20 protein-coding genes are annotated in these 22,821 nt (G+C 43.3%); 6 read left to right on the top strand and 14 right to left on the bottom strand.

All coding sequences use genetic code 11. From position 1 onward, the window contains the following. Positions 1-73: 73 nt before the first annotated feature. The 5 genes from rlmB to CEX98_RS01300 all read right to left on the bottom strand — a co-directional run bounded on the left by rlmB (position 74) and on the right by CEX98_RS01300 (position 7,355). Positions 74-814 (bottom strand): 23S rRNA (guanosine(2251)-2'-O)-methyltransferase RlmB, encoded by a 741-nt coding sequence (gene rlmB / locus CEX98_RS01280; RefSeq protein ID WP_099640337.1) that lies wholly within the window; start codon positions 812-814, stop codon positions 74-76. A 15-nt stretch (positions 815-829) separates the two neighbouring features. Then, on the bottom strand, positions 830-3,289 hold the full coding sequence (rnr, locus tag CEX98_RS01285) for a ribonuclease R (protein WP_099640338.1): 2,460 nt from the start codon (positions 3,287-3,289) through the stop codon (positions 830-832). A 79-nt stretch (positions 3,290-3,368) separates the two neighbouring features. Next, on the bottom strand, positions 3,369-5,555 hold the full coding sequence (locus CEX98_RS01290; RefSeq protein ID WP_099640339.1) for an ATP-binding protein: 2,187 nt from the start codon (positions 5,553-5,555) through the stop codon (positions 3,369-3,371). A gap of 106 nt (positions 5,556-5,661) precedes the next feature. Further along, positions 5,662-6,264 (bottom strand): response regulator transcription factor, encoded by a 603-nt coding sequence (locus CEX98_RS01295; RefSeq protein WP_099640340.1) that lies wholly within the window; start codon positions 6,262-6,264, stop codon positions 5,662-5,664. Beyond that, complete coding sequence (locus tag CEX98_RS01300; protein WP_099640341.1) at positions 6,261-7,355, bottom strand: sensor histidine kinase; 1,095 nt, start codon at positions 7,353-7,355, stop codon at positions 6,261-6,263. Before CEX98_RS01300 ends, CEX98_RS01295 begins: the two co-directional genes overlap by 4 nt. 126 nt (positions 7,356-7,481) lie before the next feature. Between CEX98_RS01300 and CEX98_RS01305 the strand changes: the two genes are divergently transcribed. From CEX98_RS01305 to CEX98_RS01315, 3 genes are all read left to right on the top strand, one after another. Next, on the top strand, positions 7,482-8,345 hold the full coding sequence (locus tag CEX98_RS01305) for a DMT family transporter (RefSeq protein ID WP_099640342.1): 864 nt from the start codon (positions 7,482-7,484) through the stop codon (positions 8,343-8,345). Next, the gene (locus tag CEX98_RS01310) at positions 8,342-9,064 is read left to right on the top strand and encodes a glycerophosphodiester phosphodiesterase (protein ID WP_099640343.1); all 723 of its coding nucleotides are present in this window, start codon (positions 8,342-8,344) and stop codon (positions 9,062-9,064) included. Before CEX98_RS01305 ends, CEX98_RS01310 begins: the two co-directional genes overlap by 4 nt. A gap of 93 nt (positions 9,065-9,157) precedes the next feature. After that, positions 9,158-10,369: a methyl-accepting chemotaxis protein gene (locus tag CEX98_RS01315; RefSeq protein WP_099640344.1), complete on the top strand. Its 1,212-nt coding sequence runs from the start codon at positions 9,158-9,160 to the stop codon at positions 10,367-10,369. A 144-nt stretch (positions 10,370-10,513) separates the two neighbouring features. On the opposite strand, the gene epmA is transcribed toward CEX98_RS01315, so the two are convergent. Further along, entirely contained in the window at positions 10,514-11,488 is a 975-nt protein-coding gene (gene epmA / locus CEX98_RS01320) for an elongation factor P--(R)-beta-lysine ligase (RefSeq protein ID WP_099640345.1), read from the bottom strand. A 65-nt stretch (positions 11,489-11,553) separates the two neighbouring features. Then, positions 11,554-12,120: an elongation factor P gene (gene efp / locus CEX98_RS01325; RefSeq protein WP_099640346.1), complete on the bottom strand. Its 567-nt coding sequence runs from the start codon at positions 12,118-12,120 to the stop codon at positions 11,554-11,556. Between the two features lie 42 nt (positions 12,121-12,162). On the opposite strand from efp, the gene epmB reads away from it, so the two are divergent. Further along, complete coding sequence (epmB, locus tag CEX98_RS01330) at positions 12,163-13,185, top strand: EF-P beta-lysylation protein EpmB (protein ID WP_099640347.1); 1,023 nt, start codon at positions 12,163-12,165, stop codon at positions 13,183-13,185. 258 nt (positions 13,186-13,443) lie between these two features. Here epmB and CEX98_RS01335 read toward each other — a convergent pair whose 3' ends face one another. After that, positions 13,444-13,653 carry a hypothetical protein gene (locus CEX98_RS01335; RefSeq protein WP_010605836.1) on the bottom strand — a complete coding sequence of 70 codons (210 nt, stop codon included), beginning with the start codon at positions 13,651-13,653 and terminating at the stop codon, positions 13,444-13,446. 185 nt (positions 13,654-13,838) lie between these two features. Between CEX98_RS01335 and CEX98_RS01340 the strand changes: the two genes are divergently transcribed. Together CEX98_RS01340 and CEX98_RS01345 are read left to right on the top strand one after the other, a co-directional pair. Continuing rightward, on the top strand, positions 13,839-14,132 hold the full coding sequence (locus CEX98_RS01340) for a prephenate dehydrogenase (protein ID WP_099640348.1): 294 nt from the start codon (positions 13,839-13,841) through the stop codon (positions 14,130-14,132). A gap of 188 nt (positions 14,133-14,320) precedes the next feature. Next, positions 14,321-14,980 carry a phosphoglycolate phosphatase gene (locus tag CEX98_RS01345; RefSeq protein WP_099640349.1) on the top strand — a complete coding sequence of 220 codons (660 nt, stop codon included), beginning with the start codon at positions 14,321-14,323 and terminating at the stop codon, positions 14,978-14,980. A gap of 47 nt (positions 14,981-15,027) precedes the next feature. Here the strand turns inward: CEX98_RS01345 and CEX98_RS01350 are convergent, their stop codons facing one another. Genes CEX98_RS01350 through CEX98_RS01375 form a run of 6 tightly spaced genes read right to left on the bottom strand, consistent with a single transcriptional unit; the run spans position 15,028 to position 22,767 of the window. Further along, positions 15,028-15,822 (bottom strand): TauD/TfdA family dioxygenase, encoded by a 795-nt coding sequence (locus CEX98_RS01350; RefSeq protein WP_099640350.1) that lies wholly within the window; start codon positions 15,820-15,822, stop codon positions 15,028-15,030. Continuing rightward, on the bottom strand, positions 15,822-16,802 hold the full coding sequence (locus CEX98_RS01355) for an isocyanide synthase family protein (RefSeq protein ID WP_099640351.1): 981 nt from the start codon (positions 16,800-16,802) through the stop codon (positions 15,822-15,824). Before CEX98_RS01355 ends, CEX98_RS01350 begins: the two co-directional genes overlap by 1 nt. Positions 16,803-16,818: 16 nt before the next feature. Beyond that, positions 16,819-18,432: an NAD(P)/FAD-dependent oxidoreductase gene (locus CEX98_RS01360; RefSeq protein WP_099640352.1), complete on the bottom strand. Its 1,614-nt coding sequence runs from the start codon at positions 18,430-18,432 to the stop codon at positions 16,819-16,821. 9 nt (positions 18,433-18,441) lie between these two features. Further along, a complete protein-coding gene (locus tag CEX98_RS01365) occupies positions 18,442-19,620 on the bottom strand; it encodes a hypothetical protein (RefSeq protein WP_099640353.1) in 1,179 nt (392 codons plus the stop codon). Between the two features lie 8 nt (positions 19,621-19,628). Then, positions 19,629-20,420: an outer membrane lipoprotein-sorting protein gene (locus CEX98_RS01370; RefSeq protein WP_099640354.1), complete on the bottom strand. Its 792-nt coding sequence runs from the start codon at positions 20,418-20,420 to the stop codon at positions 19,629-19,631. Further along, complete coding sequence (locus CEX98_RS01375; RefSeq protein ID WP_099640355.1) at positions 20,401-22,767, bottom strand: efflux RND transporter permease subunit; 2,367 nt, start codon at positions 22,765-22,767, stop codon at positions 20,401-20,403. The genes CEX98_RS01370 and CEX98_RS01375 overlap by 20 nt, the downstream gene beginning before the upstream one ends. Positions 22,768-22,821 lie beyond the last annotated feature (54 nt).

A 22,821-nucleotide genomic window follows, 5' to 3' on the forward strand; every position in this document is an offset into this window, starting at 1 on the left:
AATAGGTGCACTTTGCTACTTATGGTAGGAGCAAGTTTACCTTGCGAGCTTTTAAAGGCAGCGCTCCGCTGGATTAAAGCGCGGAGCGTTGTCTTAATACTTCAAATAAACACACGCCAGTAGCGACCGACACGTTTAGGCTAGAAACACTGCCTACCATGGGGATTTTTACCAGTTCATCACAATGCTCGCGTGTTAAGCGACGCATGCCATCGCCTTCAGCGCCCATCACTATGGCCATTGGGCCTGTTAGGTTGGCGTCAAAAACTACGGTGTCGGTTTCTCCTGCAGTGCCAACAACCCACACACCCGCTTCTTTTATATCACGCAAAGTACGTGCAAGATTCGTCACCTGAATAAGCGGAACCGTTTCGGCAGCGCCACACGCTACTTTTCTTGCGGTGCCATTTAGCTTCGCAGATTTATCTTTTGGAACGATTACACCGTGTACACCGGCTGCATCTGCACTGCGTAAGCAAGCTCCTAAATTATGCGGATCGGTAACGCCGTCCAACACTAAGAAAAACGGCGTTGTTTCTCGTTGAATGATGTCATCGAGGTCTTTCTCATTATAAGGTCTGGCCGCTTTTACATTCGCTATAATGCCCTGATGCTGCTCACCATTTGCTTTATTATCTAATGCTTTACGCTGCATAAATTGAACTGAAATACCAAACTTACGTGCGTCATTAACTACTTGATTAAGGCGCTGATCTTCACGCCCTTTTAATGCATAAATTTCTAAAAAGCGCTCAGGCGCGTTATTCAAAATGGCTTCGATTGAATGGAAACCAAAAATTAATTCGTTACTCACGTTAAAGCTCCCGCTTTATGATTTGTTGCGCTTTCTTTCATTTTTACCAGGGCGTTTGGCCTTGGCTTTTTTACTTGCCGACTTCTTTTTTGACTTTAGCGAGCCTGACTTTTTGGCCTTTTTAAGCTCACCTTTCGGCGTGGTTCTTTTACGCTTTTTAGCTTTGCCACCGCCATTATCTTTGTCGCTACCAGATTCTTCTCGACGCTTAGCACCGGGAACCTTGCCTGCTTTGAGTTGTTCGCGAACACTGCTAGAAGCACTTTTCGTTGGTTTTCTGCGTCTTGCGTAGCGGTCTTGCTGACCTTCTTCAGCCAACGCTAGATTAATACGACGATCATCTAGGCTTACAGACGCCACCACGACATTGAGCTTATCACCTAACCTAAAGACTGTGCGGCTATGTTCACCAATCAAGCACTGCTTGGCACCGTCAAAGTTAAAGTACTCGTGTCCTAGGTTACTTACGTGGATCATACCGTCAATTTGTAAATCGTCCAGCCTAACAAATAGTCCAAAATTCGTAACCGAGGAAATCACACCGGTAAACTCATCACCCACATGATCTTGCATAAACTCGCATTTTAGCCAATCCGCTACTTCTCGAGTCGCATCATCAGCACGGCGCTCTGTCATAGAACACTGTTCACCTAGCTGTTTTACTTCATCTTCGTTGTAGACATAAGCACCGCTAGTAGGCTGTTGTTGCTGTTGCAAAATACCTTTAATAGCACGGTGTACTACCAGATCAGGGTAACGTCGGATCGGAGAGGTAAAATGTGCATAGGCTTTTAATGCCAACCCAAAGTGACCAATATTCTCAGGCTGATATACAGCTTGCTTCATCGAACGCAGTAACATGGTCTGGATCAATTCTTTTTCCGGACGCTCACCAAGTGACTCAAGTGCTTGGGTTAACTCCTCTGGAGACGGATCGTTGGGTAGCTGACTTTCAATCCCTAAGTCTTGTAAAAACTGTCTAAATTGACTTAACCTTTCAGGATCAGGCTCATCATGAACTCGATACAGGCTATGTGCTTCATGCTTTTCCAATAATTTTGCCGCTGATACGTTCGCCAAAATCATACATTCTTCAATCAGCTTATGCGCGTCATTCCTCACCACAGGAACTATAGAGTCAATCTTGCGATGTGCATTAAAAACAAAGCGGGTTTCTAGGGTTTCAAACTCAATTGCACCACGCTCCTGTCTCGCCGCTTTTAGCGCCATGTACATATTGTGAAGCTCTGTAAGGTGTGGGACAACACCTTGATACTCTGTTCTGAGCTTTTCGTCGCCTTGTAAAATGGCATGCACTTTCGTGTAGGTTAACCGAGCATGAGAATTCATTACCGCTTCATAAAAGCGATAGCCAGACAGTCGACCAGCTTCAGACACCGTCATTTCAGCGACCATACATAAACGGTCAACTTTTGGGTTTAATGAACATAAACCGTTAGAGAGTACCTTTGGTAGCATAGGCACCACTTGCTCAGGGAAATACACTGAATTTCCGCGTTCAATGGCTTCTTTGTCTAGCGCGGTTCCTTTGCCAACATAGTGCGAAACATCAGCAATGGCTACCCAAAGGCGCCAGCCGCCAGATTTTTTACGCTCACAATAGACTGCATCATCAAAGTCACGGGCATCTTCACCATCAATAGTGACGAGCGGTAAATCACGCAAATCAACGCGACCCTGTTTAGCAGACTCTTCTACAAATTCACCAAGATTGGCTACCTGCGCTTCCACTTCAGCGGGCCATTCATGAGGTATATCATGATTGCGAAGTGCCACTTCTATTTCCATGCCGGGCGCCATATGATCACCAAGCACTTCTAGCACCTTACCCATGGCATTCATTTGTTTACTTGGGCTTTGAGTGATTTCTACTTGCACCATTTGATTATGGCGAGCACCATTCTCTTGGCCTGGAACGATAATGATATCTTGAGTAATTCGTGGATCTTCAGGCACAACGACTGCCATGCCAAACTCAACAAAATAACGACCTACCACTGGCGCTCGCTCTTTCTCGAGCACACGTACGATTCGAGCATCAACTTTGCCACCTGAGCCTCGGCTTCCGGCCTTTGCTAATACCCAATCACCGTGAAGCACTCGCTCCATTTGATACTTAGTGATAAACCAATCTTTTGGCTCGCCTTCCACTTCTAAAAAGCCAAAGCCATCACGATGGCCAATCACACGGCCTTTAACTAAGCCATCGTCGCTTGGAATGGCGTAACACTTGAATTTATTGAAGTGTAGCTGTCCTTCTCTCTCCATTGCACGCAAACGACGCTTAAGCGCTATTTGACGCTCATCGTCTAGCACTTTTAAATCGTTACACAATTGAGAGAATGAAGGTGGTTTGGCCGCGCTTTTAATGTGTTCTAAAATAAATTCGCGACTAGGTACTGGATTGTCGTATTTTTGCTGTTCTCTATCGAGATAGGGATCCTGTTTTGGCATTACTGTCTTGTTAAATAAGCTATGCTGTTATTTTAACCCAAAATAGTCCAATGACCTAGGCCAAGATCCATGAATCTTTTTATGCAGACAGATTTATTGGATTATCTGAGTTTAACTCGTACGCTGTAATTTGTGCATGTAACTCTAATAAACGCTCTACAGATTGCCTTGACACAACTGCGAGTCCATCCCAATCCACCTCTTGCTCAGCGTGTTTTAATTGTCCACGGGCACTTTGTATTTGCGCAACAAAAACAGTCATGCCAAGTTGAGCGGCTTCATTTTCTATGTAAGTCAGCTTGTCGTAGGCCAAATCAAGTACATTTAGCTCTGAAAGACCTTTGATTTGCGCAAGTTCATACTCAAATCTATCCGCTAAGTACATCAACTTAGTGGTAAACGTACCTGAGCCTTCTTGCTCTACTAACGCCATAAAAGTACTGCGTTCAATTAACGTTTTCCGTGACAATTGTGTCGTGTGGTTGACGGTTGCACACTCAAGCGCCGCATATAAGCGGCTTGGCATAATGGGCTTAGTTAAGCAGTCTTGCATCCCAGCCCTGAGACATTGCCGTTTTAATTCAGGGTCGGCATCTCCGGTCAAGGCAACCACCTTAACGTTCGAGGTAAAACCAATTTCGTTGAAGCCGGCTTTAAACCACTCCAAGCCATTCCCATCAGGCAAGCGCATATCCAGTAAAACCAAATCAAAATTGTGCTCACCGAGTATTTCTTCTGCTTCAGCCAAAGTTTTAGCAATAGAAAATTCGCTCACCATCTCATCTAAATAGTTACTGATCACTTCAATATTCATTATATTGTCTTCAATAACCAGTACATTGAGTGCCAGTGTTTCAGTATGAGACTCAATGTTTTGCAACGGCGTATCTGAACATTGGCAGCTTACTTCAAAGCTGAATACGGTGCCACGTCCAAGCTGACTATCTACCTCCAAATCGGCTTCTAGTCCTTGTAGTAATTGCTTACAAAGCGCCAATCCAATCCCTGCACTTTGTGAAATGGACTGCTCATTGTCGACGGTGACGAAAGGATCAAAGAGCGTTTCTAGCTGTGCTTCGGTTAATCCTTTGCCCGTATCTTTAATCGCAAAATGAATAGTTTGTCTATCTTGCTCTCTACCACTTGCACCAAGGATAAGAGTAACTACTCCTTTATCTGTATATTTAATCGCATTAGAGAGTAAATTTCTTAGCACTAGGGATAAGGTGTCTTGCTCAACCAAGTGTACATCTTGAGGATACAGTCCCCTCACCTCCACTTTTAGTTTCAATCCTTTAGCAAGCGCCAATGGTTGCAATAAATGAATAAGCTCCTGCGCTAGGTTAAATAGCGAAACCGGCACGCGATTTTGAGCGGCATACTCGCCTTTAGCTTGCAGCAATACCTGATTGGCCAAATCAGACATCGACATGGCGGCATGCACAATAACGTCACACAGCTCAGCATGACGACTTGGCTCGCGCGGCACTTTTTTGAGTGACTCAGCATGACCCACAATGGCATTCAGTGGCGTTCTTAATTCATGGCTCAATAACGTTAAAAACTGGCCTTTTATCTGTGCAGATTGCTCAGCAATGGCTTTTAACCGAGTCAGTTCTTTTTCTCTGCGGCTACTACATAACAAACATAACGAGAAACACAGCAACAGTGGCATCGTGCTCACAGACACAGCGAAAAATTGATTTACCCAATTGGTCGACACTAAGCTGTCAGATACCGAATACCCGCCTAACATAACGACTCTAAAGGTAAACACAATGAGTAAACTTAAACAGGAGATGCCAAATGCCCAGTGTGCAGCATTGAACTCCTTAGAGAGTACTTTTTGGCCCTTGCTGAGAGCACGTAAGCAGTAGAGCATCGCCATTGCCCAAGCCAAGTAATTGATCGCAACACGCGCAATAAAGTTAAAGTCTGCGTATAAAAAGTAGCTAAAACTCGGAATACCTAGTGCAGCAAGCACGTACCAAGGCATATAGTTACTTTTTACACCAAAAAACCTGTCTGTGCCTCGAACGAGATAATACAGCCCAATAGCAATCACGAGGTTAGGAATAAAAATAGAGAAAGTGACGGGCAGTGAATAAGCTGCTAACAACCCACAGCCTAGCGCCGTGAGCGTGATAAAAACAAGCCAATCGCGAGCACCAGGAAGCCCTTTATTGATAAACCAGTTTACAGCCATAAAGACCGAGCAAACCACAGTCATTATTGCGGTAACTTGAATAAGCAACTTCGGATCCATTATCGCACTCAAAATTAATACATTATCATTACTTTGTGAATAATGCAGTATAGTACTGCGTAACATTATTTTGAAGTATTAACTGGATATATGCTATTACAGCCAGTTACAGCCATCCTTTTTGCCTAGCGATTCTAGCCGCATCTACTCTGTTTGTCGCATGTAATTTGGCTATCGCGTCAGACAAATAGTTTCTCACCGTCCCTTCACTCAAAAATAGTTGCCCAGCAATCTCGGCTGTTTTTAACCCTTCACCTGCTAAGCGAAGTGCTTTACGTTCTTTATCCGTTAGCGGATCAGCATCTTCTAACGCATACAAAGCCAACTCAGGGTCAATGACTTTCTGCCCATTCATCACTTTTTTTAATGTTGATAGTAAATACTCACTTGGCGCTTCTTTTAGAACAAATCCATTCACCCCCAGTGCGATGGCACGACGAATATAGCCTGCCTTAGAAAAGGTCGTCATGATCACCGTTTTGCAAGTCGGCATCTTATGTTGTACATGTTGAGCTAGTTCAAGCCCTGTGACTTTTGGCATTTCAATGTCGGTAAGTACAATATCAGGAGACAGTTGTGCTAATTTTTCTTTAGCGACTTGGCCATTTTCAGCCTCACCAATGACCTCAATATCTCTATCTAACCCCAATAATGCCGCGATAGCCCCTCTTACTAATGCTTGGTCTTCAACAATAAAAACCTTAATCATAGCGCTTCCTTAATGACAGCCTTAAAATATCCACCCTGTTCGGTGTTGTAAAATAATTGTCCACCACATTCTTTTAAACGGGCTCGGATCCCCATCAAGCCATTACCTTCTTTAATCGCTTTAACAGAGCCATTGTCTTTGATTTCCACCGACACTCCCTCATCCCCTTGTTGCAACCGCACACTCACCTGATCGGCATCACTATGACGAATAATATTGGTACAGATTTCTTTGGCAAAAAAACACAAACAAGCTTCCTTTGCTTTATCCAGTGATACCGAATTAAGCTCAAGTGAAACCGCTATACCTTTGTCTTTTAGCCGAGACGCCATAATATGGAGCTGAGCATCCAATGCAAGTTGATGATAACCCGTCACCGCTTGGCGCACCTCACTTAAAGCGGCTCGAGCAAGCTCAGCAACTTGCAGGGCCTCAGATTGGGCTTGCTCATAAGCATTCGCCGCAGCAAACTTACTGGCAAGCTCTGCTTTTAACGCAATCGAGCTTAGAGAATGGCCGAGCAAATCGTGTAAGTCCCGTGCAATACGCTCACGTTCAGCCACAGCCCCCAAACGTTTCACTTCTTCCTCACTCTGCCGTTGTAATTCCCGGTGTACTCGCTCTCGGTGGGTCATCCATCCAAAAACAAACAGGCCAAAAGAAACGCACAATGCCGGCATCAGAAAATACACACTTTGCGCAGCGGCAATAAACTGCGCAGTGAGTAGCACCATAGCCATCAGTACCACAAGGCCAAACACTTTATAACGTGGTGTTAGATTAAAACCACAAAAAAAAGCGATAAAACCAAATAACGTGCTCGTCCCAGTGGTCACCCAGCTACCCACCACACACAATACGGTCATCAGGAACAGGTTCAGTAATAAAATTCGCCCTGTTTTTGCGATACTTTGCCAATACAAAATGACAAAACCAAAATAGATGAGTGCTTGTAGCGCAATCTCAACCCCTCCCAACAGTTTCCAAGTAAAAACCAGCGGGAAAAAATAAAAGATAGAGAAAATCAATGGACCCGCATTCCAAAAAGAGCGCCGTTTTTCTATCAAGGTATATTCTGTGGTAATCGACATCACTCTCTCTCAGTTTTATTGTCTCATGTTTTTGTTACCCAATGTTGAGTGACAACCAACAACAATCTTGTCATGGTAAAGGAATAAAGTGTTAGACTGCTGAAAAAATAGTTCATTATAATTACTATGCGCCCACAACAATCTGCTTTACTGTCCCTTCATAGTGCCGTTTTATTATTTGGTGGAACAGCATTATTTTCTAAACTGATTTCGCTGTCAGCACTCGATATTACCGTTTATCGCACCGCGGTCGCTTTTTTGGTGTTGTTGGTTTTGTTAAAAATAAGACAGCAGCCAATCAAACTGCAACACCGTAACGACTATTTTGTGGCACTCATGCTTGGCGTTATTGTTGGACTCCATTGGGTAACCTATTTTGCAGGAATGCAAATGGCAGGCATCGCCGTCGGGATCATTGCGTTTTTTACCTACCCCGTTATCACCGTGTTTTTAGAACCTTTGTTTAATCGCAGCCAAGTGCAATTAAAAGACTTTATCAGTGCCTCGGCTGTATTATTTGGCATTTACTTGTTAGTACCGGAGGCGAACCTCGGCAATCAAGTAACACTTGGCATCATTACTGGCGTAGGCTCTGGTGCACTGTTTGCTTTACGTAATCTTTTACAAAAACGCTTTTTCTCTCATTATAGTGGGCCACATACCATGCTATATCAGACTCTGATAGCCTGTGTCATGCTCATGGCATTTGTGGAGGTTCCAATTCAGCAAGTCTCTAATGAAAACCTGCTCCTCATTGTCTTGGCAGGCGCTGTTTTTACTGCTATTCCTCATGCGCTCTTTGCGTCAAGTCTACGATATTTATCAGCCACCACTGCTGGGTTAATTTCTTGTCTGCAGCCATTGTATGGAACGCTTTTAGCTTATATTCTGTTACATGAAACGTTGACACTTACAACATTAATAGGCGGGTTGTTGGTCGTTAGTGCAGCCTGTTTTGAAACTTGGTCTATTACAAGGAAAAAAGCATGATTCAAGTCTTAGCGCATCGTGGAGCCAGTGGAAGTTACCCCGAAAATACCATCGCGGCAATCGAAGCAGCTCTGCATATTGGCGTTGATGGGATAGAGTTGGATGTGCAAAGCTGCGCTGATGATTATGCTATAATTCACGACACTTGGCTGGATAGAACCACCAATGGGGTCGGTAGGGTCAACGAACAACTGCAAGCGTATCTCGCGACCTTAGATGCGGGAAGGGGCCAGACAATCCCCACCCTACAACAAGTTTTTACTACTATAGGAACGCAAACCGCGATTAACTTGGAGCTTAAGCATACCTTTGGTTTAGATAAATTCGTTTCCTACATTGAAGAACATATTCAACAAGGTGTGATCACCCGGGAGCAATTATTGATCTCATCGTTCGATCACCATCAGCTATTGTGGCTGAAGCAAAAATTACCTTGGGTTAGAATTGGCGCATTAACAGCCTCAATTCCTGTCCATTATGCACAATTTGCAGAGTCGCTCCATGCTTACAGCATTCACATGGATAAAAACTTTATTAATCATGAGTATGTATTGGATGCCAAATCTCGTGGCCTAAAGGTATTTGCCTATACGGTCGATAAACAGCAAGACATAGATATGATGCTAGATTATGGTGTAGACGGTGTTTTTACTAACTTTCCATGCCAAACAAAAATGTATTTACAAGGGATTGGCGCTTACGCTAGTCCTAAAGAGTAACTACTTGATCGCTTTAGCATTGTTATTCCATTTAGCTCATCTATACTGAGACAAATAAAGTGGCACAATGATGAGCCCAATATGAGTTTATATATGCGCATTTATAATTTTATAGAAGAGACATTTTTCTTCACCTTAACGCGAAAAATTGTTGGTAATTTAGGCTTTTTATTCCTCTTTCAAGCCGTCAGCTTAATTTGGCTGTATTCGGAATTGTCCGCAGCTGGCGCGGGTATGGCTATATTCTGGCTACTAAGCGTGGTCATTGTTGCAGCTTTTGCATTCACCATTTTCTATATGCGCTTTTTAATTGTTAGGCCAGTTCAAGCCATGCAAGCCTCGCTTGAACGTGCGAATCGCCAAGATGGCAACTTGGATGCCAAGCTACCACAATTCACCTTTGATGAGTTTAGAGATCTGAGCGAGCAATATAACGCGTTTACCACGCACCTCAGCGAGCTGTTGGAAAAAACCTATCAGAGCGCAGCGGCAGCAACACAAAGCAACCGTGACATCACAACATCAATGCAAAGTACCGCAACGTATGGTCAACAGCAGTTAAGTCAAGGCGATACCATCATCGCGGCATCCGATCAGGTCACTCATAGCCTACAAAGCATTGTGCATAATACCGATCAAGTTTATCAGGCCAATACCGAGAGCCTTCACTTTGTTCGTGGTTCATCGCAAACCATCACAAAACTCGTTGCCGAAGTAAAACAAATCACGACCCTATTAGGGAATTTTTCATCGACGGTTTCAGGCTTAAAAGAGAACAGTGAAAATATTCGTAGTATTCTAAAAATGGTGGAAGAATTCTCGGATCAAACCAACCTACTGGCGCTAAATGCAGCGATAGAAGCAGCCAGAGCGGGCGAAGCCGGTCGTGGTTTTGCAGTAGTTGCTGACGAAGTACGCGCACTCTCCGTGAAAGTAAACGATGCTACCCGTCAGATCAGCGACTTTATTAATAAAATGAATGTGCTTGTTGGTGAAACAAACCAAGAATCCGAACAATTAATTTCTCATTCAATGTCAGCGGAGAAAGCGATTAGCTCAACCTCGCAAGGCTTTATCTCGATGAGTGACGACTTTGAACGCAACCAAGCGCAGCTAGAAGAGATCGTCAGTGCCGTGCACCAATTAGAAGAAACGCAAAAGCATACGCATCAAGCCGTACAACAAATTGTGGAACTTGGGCAACAATCGAAGTCGCAAATAGATAGCGCATTAGCAGAATGTCAAAGTGCGCAAAAGCTCACTGAAGCCACCCAACAAGAGCTTACGCGATTTGTTTCGCATTGATGAGGGAGCAGCTGTTATACCAATGTGCTTAATTGAGTGATCTATTTTGAGGCGAAAAAATTCCGTCGATACAACCGTATCCTCATCACGCCAAGGTAGACAAGGCAAAGCTTTTGTTATTGCATTGCTTTAAGATACAAGCGGTTAAGCCCGCGAAACATCGAAACTCAGCACGTCACTAATATTGGTTTTATTCAGCGCAAGCATAACTAAGCGGTCGATCCCCAGTGCAACTCCGGCACAATCTGGCATTCCAGCATCAAGTGCAGCGAGTAGCCTTTCATCTGCAGGGACTTGAGCCAAACCCATATTTTTTCTTAGCTGATTGTCTTCTACAAAGCGAGCGCGCTGCTCTGTGGCATCAGTGAGTTCATTGAAGCCGTTAGCAAGCTCCATGTTTTGATAGTAAAGCTCAAAACGTCCAGCGACTCGCTTGTCTTTCGAATCGAGCTTTGCAAGGGCGGCCTGTGATGCAGGAAAATGATAGACAAAACAAGGGGTCTGCTGACCAATCTTAGGCTCGATTTCCATACAAAATAATAACTGCAATAACGTATCTGGGTTTTGCTCCATTGCAGCGATATCACCATAGCCGTATCGCTCAGCTTGTTTTTTAAGGTCAGCTAACGAAATAGACAAAGGATCAAACCCTAAGTGGGTCACAAATGCTTGTTGGTAAGTCATAGACTCACTAGCTGGGCAGTCAAGTATAGTTCGCATCAATTCATCAATTTCAGCCATTAAGTCGAACTCATCAAAACCCGGTCGATACCACTCTAACATGGTAAACTCTGGATTATGATGACGCCCCGACTCTTCATTCCGAAAAGCCTTACCAAGCTGAAAAATAGCCCCACTACCCGCTGCTAATAACCTTTTCATCGCATACTCCGGCGATGTTTGTAAATAAAGAGGGAGACCTTGACTGTGGTTTGGACCAACAAAGCGCGTGTGAAACGTCTCCAAATGAGGATCTGTGACTGACGCCTGCGACAAACTCGGCGTTTCCACTTCCATTACATCGCGCTTGGCAAAAAAGTGTCGTATCTTGGCAACAATTGCCGCTCTTTGTTTAAGTGTTTCTATGGTTGCGCTCGGTTGCCAATCATTCACCGTCATTTTTTACTCCAAAAAAATCCCAGCAACATGCCGGGATTTATTACTAGCTTTCGCTGAAGTGATGTTTATTTTACGCGGCTTACGTATTCGCCACTACGCGTGTCAACTTTGATCACTTCACCAATTTGAACAAACAAAGGAACACGTACAACAGCCCCTGTGCTCAATGTTGCAGGCTTACCACCCGTACCGGCTGTGTCGCCTTTTAGGCCAGGATCAGTTTCTGTGATCTCAAGCTCAACAAAGTTAGGGGGTGCTACAGCGATTGGGTTACCGTTCCAAAGCGTGATAGTACACACATCATTTTCAACTAACCATTTTACATTCTCGCCTACCGCTTTTTCATCAGCCGCGATTTGCTCAAATGTATCGTTGTTCATGAAGTGCCAGAATTCACCGTCAGTGTATAGGTATGCTAGATCAGTATCGATTACGTCCGCACCTTCTACTGAATCGCCAGACTTAAATGTTTTCTCTAGTACTTTACCTGAGATAAGCTTACGGATTTTCACGCGGTTAAACGCTTGTCCTTTACCTGGCTTGACCATTTCATTTTCTAAGATAGAACAAGGCTCGCCATCGATCATAATTTTTAGACCGCCCTTGAACTCGTTGGTGCTATAATTCGCCATCGTATCCTCTAATCTACGTATATTCGAGTAATTAACCTGCTAATGATACAAATAAATGAAGTAAATTTGCAGACTAACTGGCAAAAAGAATTAGCAAATGTTGTCACCGACCCTCAAGAACTACTCAACATCTTGGGGTTAAGCGAGCACTTTGATGCTCATGACCTTGAAGCTAAGCGATTGTTTCCTATGCGAGTACCTCGTCCATTTATCGCTAAAATGCGCTATGGCGATCCTCAAGATCCTCTGCTATTACAAGTGCTACCAGTACATCAAGAATTTTTGACACAAGCAGGATATAGTAAAGATCCCCTCGAAGAACAAGATGCACCGGTCCCCGGTTTACTGCATAAATATCGCTCTCGCGTGCTATTGATGCTTAAAACAGGGTGTGCTGTTAACTGTCGTTACTGTTTTCGTCGTCACTTTCCATATCAGGATAACCAAGTGAATAAACGAACTTTGGCCCCTGTATTTGACTATTTACGTGCACATAACGAGATCAATGAAGTCATTTTAAGCGGCGGCGACCCATTAATGGCCAAAGATGAGATGCTGGTTTGGTTACTTGACCAGTTAGAGGCAATGCCCCAAATCAAGCGCTTAAGAATTCATAGTCGCTTACCCGTTGTGATCCCAGCGAGGATCACTGAAGCATTATGCCAGCGATTAAACAAAAGCCACTTAAAGATTATTCTGGTTAATCATATTAATCATCCAAACGAAATAGACGACAGCTTTAAAATCGCCATGCAAAAGCTCAAACAGGCTAACGTAACCTTGCTAAACCAAGCCGTGCTGCTAAAAGATATTAACACCGACGTTGCTACCCAAGCGCAATTAAGTGAAGCGTTATTTGACGCAGATATACTGCCGTATTATTTGCATCTATTAGATAAAGTCGAAGGGGCAAGTCACTTTGATGTAGAAGAGGCAACCGCTAAAGCCATGATGGCAGAGCTCCTAGAAATACTGCCGGGTTTTTTGGTACCTAAGTTAGTGCGAGAAATTGGCGGTCAACCTAGTAAAACCCCTATTGACCTAAATTTATGCCAACAGCTTTAATTAATCTAAGCTTCGGATAATGAGTGTTTTATTTTGAGGCGAGAAAAACATGTTGGCAATTGACGGGGAAATGTTGCTACCGAGCCGTTCTGAAATAAGAGACTTTAAACGCATTTGGCGCCTACTTTACTCCCTCAAACTGAGCAAATATCAAAATAACATGAGATCTGCAAAAAATCGGTGCTAATGACCCTAGCACCGATTGCTTTGCACATTTCTATCGGACAGACCGAAGACAACGTGCCATCAGACCTACACTTATGCGTAAGTGTTGATGTTGTTGCCTAACGTTGCGGTTACTGATTTAGCAGGTGTTTGTGCAGCTGCACTACTTCCTGCAGATTCAATTAACGCAAGCGCGGCTTGTCCATCTGCTTGCTGTTGCTTTTTTGCCAATGCAGCGCTGTATACTTCACCGCTCTGGCTCGCTCCAGACATGGCAGGTAGGTTACTTCCGGAAATATTCATAAGTGATTACCTAACTTTGTGATGGATCAGATTAGTTATCGGCATACAAAATTAAACCTTTAGGGTAAATTTAAAGATAAATACCCAATCCCTTTTTACTATATGCTTTAGTGTAGATTTACACCTGACATTTGCAACCGAAACCCTTAAAATATGGCCCTTTAATAAAGCGACTGGGACTGACCATGCAAGCAGTAATCGAAAAACTAAATGAAAACCTCAAGATCATTTACCGCCAAGCTTTGGATGCGGATAAAAAGCTCGACGAATTGCAACAACAAGGTCATGGAAAGTTTAAGGCATTATTCACCGAAGAAGCGGGGTTTAGCTTCGAAGCCAAGCGTTTCAAACCTTATGTGTTAGACGTTGCAGCCGATGTTGAAGGCCTGTCAAAAGCTGAACAAATAGATGAGCAGCAGCTCGCGCTGGTAGTGAAAAAGCTACAAAGCTTGTTACAGCTACTTGCTACTTTTAAGTAGCCTAAATTCAAAAGCGTAATATCACGCCAGCCAGAAGTTATTTCTTACGTTAATAGCAAGCAAATTTAACGCTGTAGTAAGGGATAACAACTGCGTGAGAACAAGTTGTTGTCTTGAGTTCAGGTTAAATAGCTCATTTACTTAATACATTTGGTATCATTGAGGCCAAATTGCACAAGGAAGAAATCATGTTTACATCCCCAGCTTGGGTAGGCTTTGATCTAGATGGCACCTTAGTAAGTACCGCAGAAGATATTGCTTACGCATTAAACGCCACATTGCAACATTATAATTTAGCAACCATAGAACTTGGCCTCGTCAAAACTTGGATAGGAAACGGAACAGCTAAGCTCACCGAGCGCGCATTAGATTTTCATCAAAACAAAACTGTGGACCGAAGCGAAGCCACTCGCTTACTCGAATGCATTTACGATGACAGTGTGACTCGCTCATCCTGCCTATTCCCAAATGCCAAAACCACGCTGGAAGCGTTACAAAAACAAGGAATAAAGCTGGCTTTAGTGACCAACAAAAATACCTCCCACACCCATAAACTACTTGCTCACTTAGAAATTGAAGCATGCTTTGACACGATTGTATGTGCCGATAGCCTAGCAAGAAAAAAGCCCGATCCTCTGCCCCTATTTACAGCGGTGAAGACCTTGGGCTGTGAGATACAAGATGGCTTTTATGTTGGTGACTCTATCAATGATGTTACAACAGCACGCAACGCAGGCTGTAAAGTTATCGCAGTAGATTACGGTTATAACCACGGTGATCCTATCTCACAAAGTAAGCCTGATGCCATTATTAGCGATCTAAACGACGTACTAAATCTCTGTCGATAAAAAACTCACGTCCTTGTGAGCTATGGGAAAGTCATACTGAAGGGTGACTATAAAATATGTACGCGCTTTAAGTGGCGGTTTAAGCCACTTCCTTCAAAGCGGCTGCGACCATGTAAAAGCGCTAGATTATCAACAAGCACAAACTCGCCTTTACTCCAGCTATGCTTATAGAAATAACGCGATGAATAGAGTAGATCATTCATTTCTTTCAAGAAGGTATCGCTACGATAGCTGTCATATCCAATGACTTGCGTCTCAACGGGGTTCACTGCCATATTATCTTCATTGAAAGGTTCAATATAACGCATCCGAAGTTTGCCAGTTTTAGGGTGGCGACTGATTAATGGTACTTCAATCACACCGCCATAATGGGCCTTTTTCTCGGTTTCGTAGCGGATCTTGATTTGCTTCCATTGCTCAATAGTATCGATAGGTAAGCTTTCTAGTAGTCGTGTGGTATTTAAAAATGTCGTCTCTCCACCGCCAGACGTTGAACTACTTTGCAAACACTGAAAAAAGTTAAACCTCGGTTCTTCAGCGGCAAACGCCCCATCCCAATGCAACTCAACTTTACCTTCACTGAAAATATGGTTTTGTGGCTGTTCTTGTATTTTTAAATCAAGAACATAGCCAAAATCCCAGCGTAACAGCGGACCGATTTCTTTAGCCACTAACTCCATATCAGCATCGCACAGAGGCTCAAATCCTTTGAGCACGACCAATCCTTGAGAAAATATTTCGTCGATCAATGATGCGATATTAAGACGCTCAACCCGTTGGCAAGCCATAGAATTTGCATCAATAACCACCCCTACACTATCCAAGGCTTTGATCGTATCCATCACTCTGCTCCTCGATGAATACGTTCAAAGTGACTGGCTCGGCCTTCATTAAACACCAATACACAGCCGAGTTTCTCTGCTTGTTCACGGGGCATTAGCTGATAATTTTCTTTATCTTTCACCAACACAGAATGCCATGGTGTAGTCCACACGTCTGATTGTGATACCAGTGAAATGCCTATTTTTTCAGAAACCAAGTACTGCGGGTGAATAGATAAACGCAGCGCTTCTGGGAGGTGATCTTTTAATAACCGGCTCCAAGCGTTACTTCGCTGGATCACACGATATGCCGCGGTCTTGGCAATTTTTTGTAATGCCGTGCGACTGTGATCTGAAAACTTATCAATGCCAGAGAAATCTTCCAGCATAAAGCGCGTGATGCCTTTATACATAGTAGAAGCTTCTTTTTCATTTTTTACTCGTTGACGTAAGTCTGACAAGCTTTCTCCGTAGCGGATCATCAGCTCTTCACGCAGCACAGCAAAGTCATCGACCTTGTCGAATACGTCTTCGAGATTAAAGAATTCAAAGTAATTAGGATAATGGCGAGCGGCATAAAGACGTAATGTATTTACGTACTGGCTCACATGGGAGTCTGTAACATGAATAATGTCAGCAAACACGCGGCCATCGGAACAAATGGTCACTTTGGCGCCTGGCTCATAAATAGATTCAATCTGTTTGCACAGATTAACTAAACGTTCAAAAGCATAAAATTCGCCCTGATCCGGCAAGAAGCCCAATGTTTTACTTCTATTCGGTGACTTCGCAGGAAAAGCAGGTAAGACCATATTAATGGGTTGGTTGTTCGCAATGAACTGCTCAACTTTTTCAACGTGGCCCGCAATCTGTTCTATAAAAGGTGCATCGTCTTCTACAGGTAACAAGCGGCGCTGTTCAAAGATAAGCGCAATAATATCCTCTGCCAATGACTGTATTTGACAGTCCTGAATGCGGTGTTGAGTAGCTAAATTTTCCATTTTCCTTGCCTAATTTTTATATGTGAAAAAGCTGCATAGCGTGAGTTAGTGATAATTTATCTGTGATAGCGGCTTGTACCACCATCGGCATTTTTTCTTCGTCAAAATCTACTTTTTGAATGTCACATAAACTACGTAAAAAACCTTGATAGGTTACTTCGAGCAATGCTTGGTCTAGTGCTTCAATTGCAGCGTCATCTAGCATGCAGCCTCTAGTATGCGCGTGCTTCATTCGCTGCCGAGTCAACTCAATATCAAAGAAATGACCACGATTATGACGATACTCATGGCCTCTGATTAAATTTATAAATTCGTCTTTAAGTACATGAATGCGTGAAATTGCAGCATTTTCGATCATTGCAATGGCTTTGTCGTTTAACGCTTCTTGGCTCATACCATGTTGACTAGGACAGTAACCAAAACGACGTGACATAGAAGAGGGTAAAATAAAGCCAAACCAGTGCATTAATAATGCTTCGAAGTGGGTTTTGTGGACCTCATAACTGCCGTGGTAATTACCTGTAATATGCAACATAAAGCTTTCGTACCAAGCCAGTAAGTAAGCATTAAACGCCTTAGTTTTCCCCTCGAACATTGCGGTATCTTTAGCCATATCTGCATCTATCAGCTCTCCAATCATGCGGTTGGCATCAGTTAAGTAGGCAGAACCTGGTGATAACAAGGGATCTAAAAAGGCCGACGACATACCAGTTAAGAACCAACGATCTGTCGAAAAGGATTGCTTTGCCTTTCTTGATAATCGCTTCATCGAGGTATAGTCTAATAATTCAGCGTGCTGACCTAGGATTTCATTGAGCGCTTGATGAGAACGCAAGAATTGCTCAAACTCTTCTGCCGAGCGTATATTCAAGTTCACTTCATTATTCTTAGCGGTAATACCAATACTAAAAGTGTCTTGATTTAGTGGAATTAGCCAAATCCAATAACCCTTGTACATAAAGTGGTTAGTAGCCAGTGCTCTGCTGGTAAAGTTAGCACGAGCGCGCCACTCATCACTGCCAAGATGATCTATCAGCTCAATATGCTTAAACCTTCCCCAGTATGAACTCACCGGATGACGATCGTTTTGTGATTCAATTAACCCAAGCTGTTTGCCCAGTGGAGAGTTAAATCCTGAAGCATCAACAAGGTAACGACACGTATATTTACTATTATTGGTAATAACTTGATGCCCTTGCTCGGCATCAAGGTGAATTTCATTCACTGTGGTGCCCATTACGACATCAATACCAAGCTCTCGATTAAATTTCACCATGTCATTGTCGAACTTTTCACGGTCAATCTGATGAGCCGGAATGCCGTGATACCAACTACGACCAAGCTCACTGAGCTCTTCAACACTTAAATCACGGTTGTCGCTATCAAAGTAAAAACGCAGCCCATGTTTATATAGGTGATTGGCTTCGAGATAAAAACCTAGTTTTAAATCATTTGCCATATAGTCCCAAAAAGACTCCAACGTCGACTCACCTACCCAGCTATTAAATGCTTGTTTTCTCTCCACTACCGTAATTTTCATATCTGGGTGAGCCAATTTAAGTTGCCTTGCCAAGCAAGCTCCCGCCATTGAACCACCAATAATCAATACATCTGCGTATTGGCTTACCATAATTTCTCCTTAAAGGTAGTAAGTCAGCCTAAGCTCTATAAAATCATCATCTTTAAACCCATAAGTTGCATCTCTTTGGGTTTGCTCTAAAAATAAGTTCGCTTCTAGCGCTAGACTCAGGTGACTGGAGAGTCTAGTCGAAAATTCAGTTTTAAAGGTGTGAGCACCTGTATCGTTATCCAGTAAAATCCCAGTTATCATGCTTGTGTCATCGACATCATTCCAAGCTAGGCGCATCCCAATAAATGTCGCATCTTGGTATAGCCTATTAAGCGTCACTTGAGTCTCTGTATCTCTGTGTAACTCCATGAGCAAACTGAGATCTTTGCTAGAGTCTGCGATGCCGTAAAAGTAATATTCACCACCCACAACATAAGCCCAGCTTTTTCCTCCCATAGGGTGATGACGGTGCACCGCCTCAACTTTCCCTAGCAGGTACTCTGATGTCCACTGTAAATCCAAAGCCGTTTGTTGCAGGCGTCTATAAATTGCATTAAACCCTTGATGATCACGGGCTTGTAATACCGGCTCTCTATCAATGCCGTCGAAGTAGTAAGTGCCAACGTCCCAGTCTCCTAGCACGCCTCGGTAACCGAATAGATAGCTTCCTCTGTAATTACCATCTCGGCCCACAAACTGAGTATCGGTTACAGCTACCGGCAACGATAAGCGATCATCGGGAAGCCCAAAATCACGCTCTCTAAAATAAGGCAAAGACATGGCAAACCAGTGACCATTATCAGTAAAATGCTGATAGTGAAAGAGCAATTCTCCAAGCTTAGCTTCGTTATCAAGGTTTCGTGTTGGCTGCTTTTGATTGACGATATCAACCAAATGACGTGACTCTGCTACCCCCCAAAAGATGGTGTTCACACCAACATTGAGCTGTCCTTGTGAAAATGGGCGAGCGATATATGCCTCTTGAATATCGAATGCCCGTATTGCCGCATTTTTTGCAGCACTCAATACTGGTTTAAATCCACCGCTCAAACCGGTTTTGGGGTTTTCGAAGTCCAACTCCCACACTAATTTAGCATCAAATTCTCGGTCAAGTTGCGAGGCTCTCATTGGAGAGCCATTATACTGCCGAGTGCTAAGGTCAATGCTGGTGCTACTTTGCCATTCCACGTCAGCTTTCGCGTATGGAGTGCAACAGAGCACAACAGCAAGCATCGCCTTGAGTTGCATACGGCCCCCTATTTCAACGATGACTTAACAAAGTCACGAGCGCTCAATGCAATATCAAATTGGTAGTCTGAAAACTCTAGTACGGTCTTTTTTCCCGACTGGTGGTTTTCCATCGTCATGGTAAGCGGACGCCAATATGCCTGCTGATATAACTTGTAATTATCTAAGCTCAAAGTTTTCAAATGACTCCCTTTTCTATCGTAAAAATCTATTTTTCTAACTTGATAGTCTTGGGTATCTATTAGTGCACGTTGTTTGGTATAGCCCGAGTTCTCATACTTAGGAAACCGGTCAATCACTGCACAAGTCAGCTCACCACAGGGAGCTTCTGATACATACTCGTAGCTGTACTTGTTGAGTTCTTGAGCAGTAAAGTCTTCAAATGCAAACTCACTCCCAACAAATGGGCCTGATTTGTTTGCAGAAGAGATCCGTTTAACACGCTTCAGTGCAGGCAAATATAACCATTGATCATCGGCATCAATAATTTGTGCATGTGAAAGCAGCTTGGTTTCCTTTACGTCTGCTGGAGAATTAAAAATGATAAGGCTTTTATCACCTTTATCTTCGTCTGCTACTTCCATGGTTTTCATGGTTAATAGACGCTGAGTTTCTTGGCCTTTTTTGTCTATTAAACGCATTTTCACATCAACCGCACTGACCTCAAAACCTCGATCTGAGCGGTCTGCTTTTGCTGCAATGTCATAACCTAGGTTGTCTGGTGCTGCATGAATAGCAAATGACATAACCATAAACCCGATTGCCAAATGCGGTAATAACTTAGACGTTGTAGATTTCATTTTTCGTTCCTTCTTGAATAGACGCTTTGCTTGCTTGTTCTGATCTTTTTGCCAGCAACATAAGCAACGCGGGTAAGAATAAAAAGTCCACGATAAGTGCCATAACAATGGCAAACGCGGTTAGCAGCCCCATTTGTGCATTAATCATAAAAGTGGAATAAGCCAACACTGCAAAGCCGCCAGCGAGAATAAACGTAGTCAGTAAAATGGCTTCACCAACCGTTTCAAAGGCATATTTGACAGCAGCGGTAGGATCTAGCCCTTGCTCACGTCTCGCCCGTAAATATTTGGACAAGAAGTGTACGGTATTATCAACAATGATCCCCAAAGAGGTAGAAGTTACCGTTGCCGCAGCCACGCCTACCTGACCAACCAATAAAGCCCAGATACCGAAGGTAAAGAGCATAGGGATCGTATTGGGAAGAATACTTGCAACTCCGTATTTAATGCTTCTTAGCGTCATCACCATTATCAAGGTGATCACAATCACCGCGATTAAATTACCACTGAGCATGCTCTCAGCGTTACGCTGGAAAATATGCGAAAACATTACTGTCGCTCCCGTTGCTTTCGCATGCATGGGATCGGGAGTATGCTCGACTAACCAAGCCTCAGTGCGGGCGATGAAAGACTGGATCTCACCAGTTGAGAGATTATCCAAAGTCAAACTCACTCGAGTTGCCGATTTATCCATGCTGATCCTATCCGTTAGATCGAGCCCGAATGGCAACGACATTTCATAAAGCAGTAAGTATTGTGCAGCCAATTCTCTGTCTGCTGGTAGGCGATACATACCCGCATCATCTTGGTGCATATTTTTGTTGAGACGCTTAACAATATCCGTATAACTGTAAACATGAACCACCTCAGGTTGCATTCTCAGCCACTGGGTAAACTGGTTAAGATTAGTGAGGTATTCAGGTTCACTGATCCCGCCGACTTTGCCACTTTCCACATCAAACTCCACCACATAAATGCCAGTGAGGTTTTCCATGGTAAAGTCGGTATCACGACGAAATTCAACACGATGATCAAAGTACTTTACAAACTCATCATTGAGATCAATGTTGGGAACCACATATGCACTTGCAGCAATAGCAGCAAGGGTAAGTAACAAAATTGCACGATACTGCTGCGCGACGACACCACCAAAGCGACCGAGGTAGTGAGATAACTTGCTTGTACGCGTTGCGTAGCTCTTTTTGTCGGGCAAAATAGCGATAAGACTTGGAAGTAAAATTAGTGACAATACCCAAGCCGCGGCAATACCAAATGCAGTAATATTACCCAGATCAGCAAACGGTGGCGCATCCGACATGTTCAATGTTAAGAAGCCAACTACAGTCGTCAAACTGGTAATGGATACGGGAATAAAGTTAATTCTTAAGCTTTCAATAATCGCTTGATTCTTTTTGTGCCCAGCTTTTCTTGCAGCGTAGTAAGACAGTAATACATGTATACTATCGGCTATTGCCAAGGTGAGAATAATAGTCGGTGCGGTTATTGAGATCGGGGTTAATTGAATGCCTGCGTAGCCGCTTACTCCCATTGCGACTATGCTTGAGAAAATCACCACTGAAACAGCCGCAATTGTCCCAGGGAAGCTGCGTAACCCACAGTACATTACAATGATCAAAACCAAATACATAATAGGTGTAAGGGTTTCTGCATCCTGTTGCCCTGACTCACTAAATGCATTGTTTAGCATTGAAATACCTGACAGAGCAAACACCAAATCAGGATTCTCCTGCTGTGCTTTTGTCACTATTTCGCGGACGTATTTTACCGCGGTTGGTACTTCTGTCAGTGATTCTCCTGGGTACTGAACAGTGATATTGATTCCGGTCGTTTTACCGTTATTTGCGATTAATCGCTGCTTTAACAAAGGTTCTTGCTGTGCGATCTCCGCTTTTTGTAAAATCTCAGCTTCACTTAGTGATTCTGTATTTTTCATCAAGTCCGCAACGATCAGTTCGTCTCCCTCAGCATAACTATGCTGAAAGTTAGTCACAGAGTCGACTCGACTGGCATAAGGGGTTTGCCAAGCGGCTTCTGTGAGCTGCTCAACCACCATTGCATGCTGCTTGGATAATCCATTGCCCGCTTTTTGATGAACAACAATAAGAATATTGTCGTTCTTGGTGTACTTATCCTGAAAAGCTTCAAATGCCAAAAGCTCTGGATTTGCAGGGCTAAAAAATGCCCGATAGTCGTTTGAAAAGGTTAATCCTTTTGCCCCAATACCAATTCCAATACAAGACACGATACTGAGGATTAAACACAGGTATTTATATCTAGTGACAAACTCACCGAGTCGCTTAGCAACTCCTTCTAGCGATGATCCCATTGTCTCTCCTTAATAACAGAATAACCATTCTGATATAATACAAAAAAATAGCTA

The sequence above is a fragment of the Pseudoalteromonas piscicida genome, from assembly GCF_002744175.1.
In the GTDB taxonomy this organism is placed as follows: domain Bacteria; phylum Pseudomonadota; class Gammaproteobacteria; order Enterobacterales; family Alteromonadaceae; genus Pseudoalteromonas; species Pseudoalteromonas piscicida_B.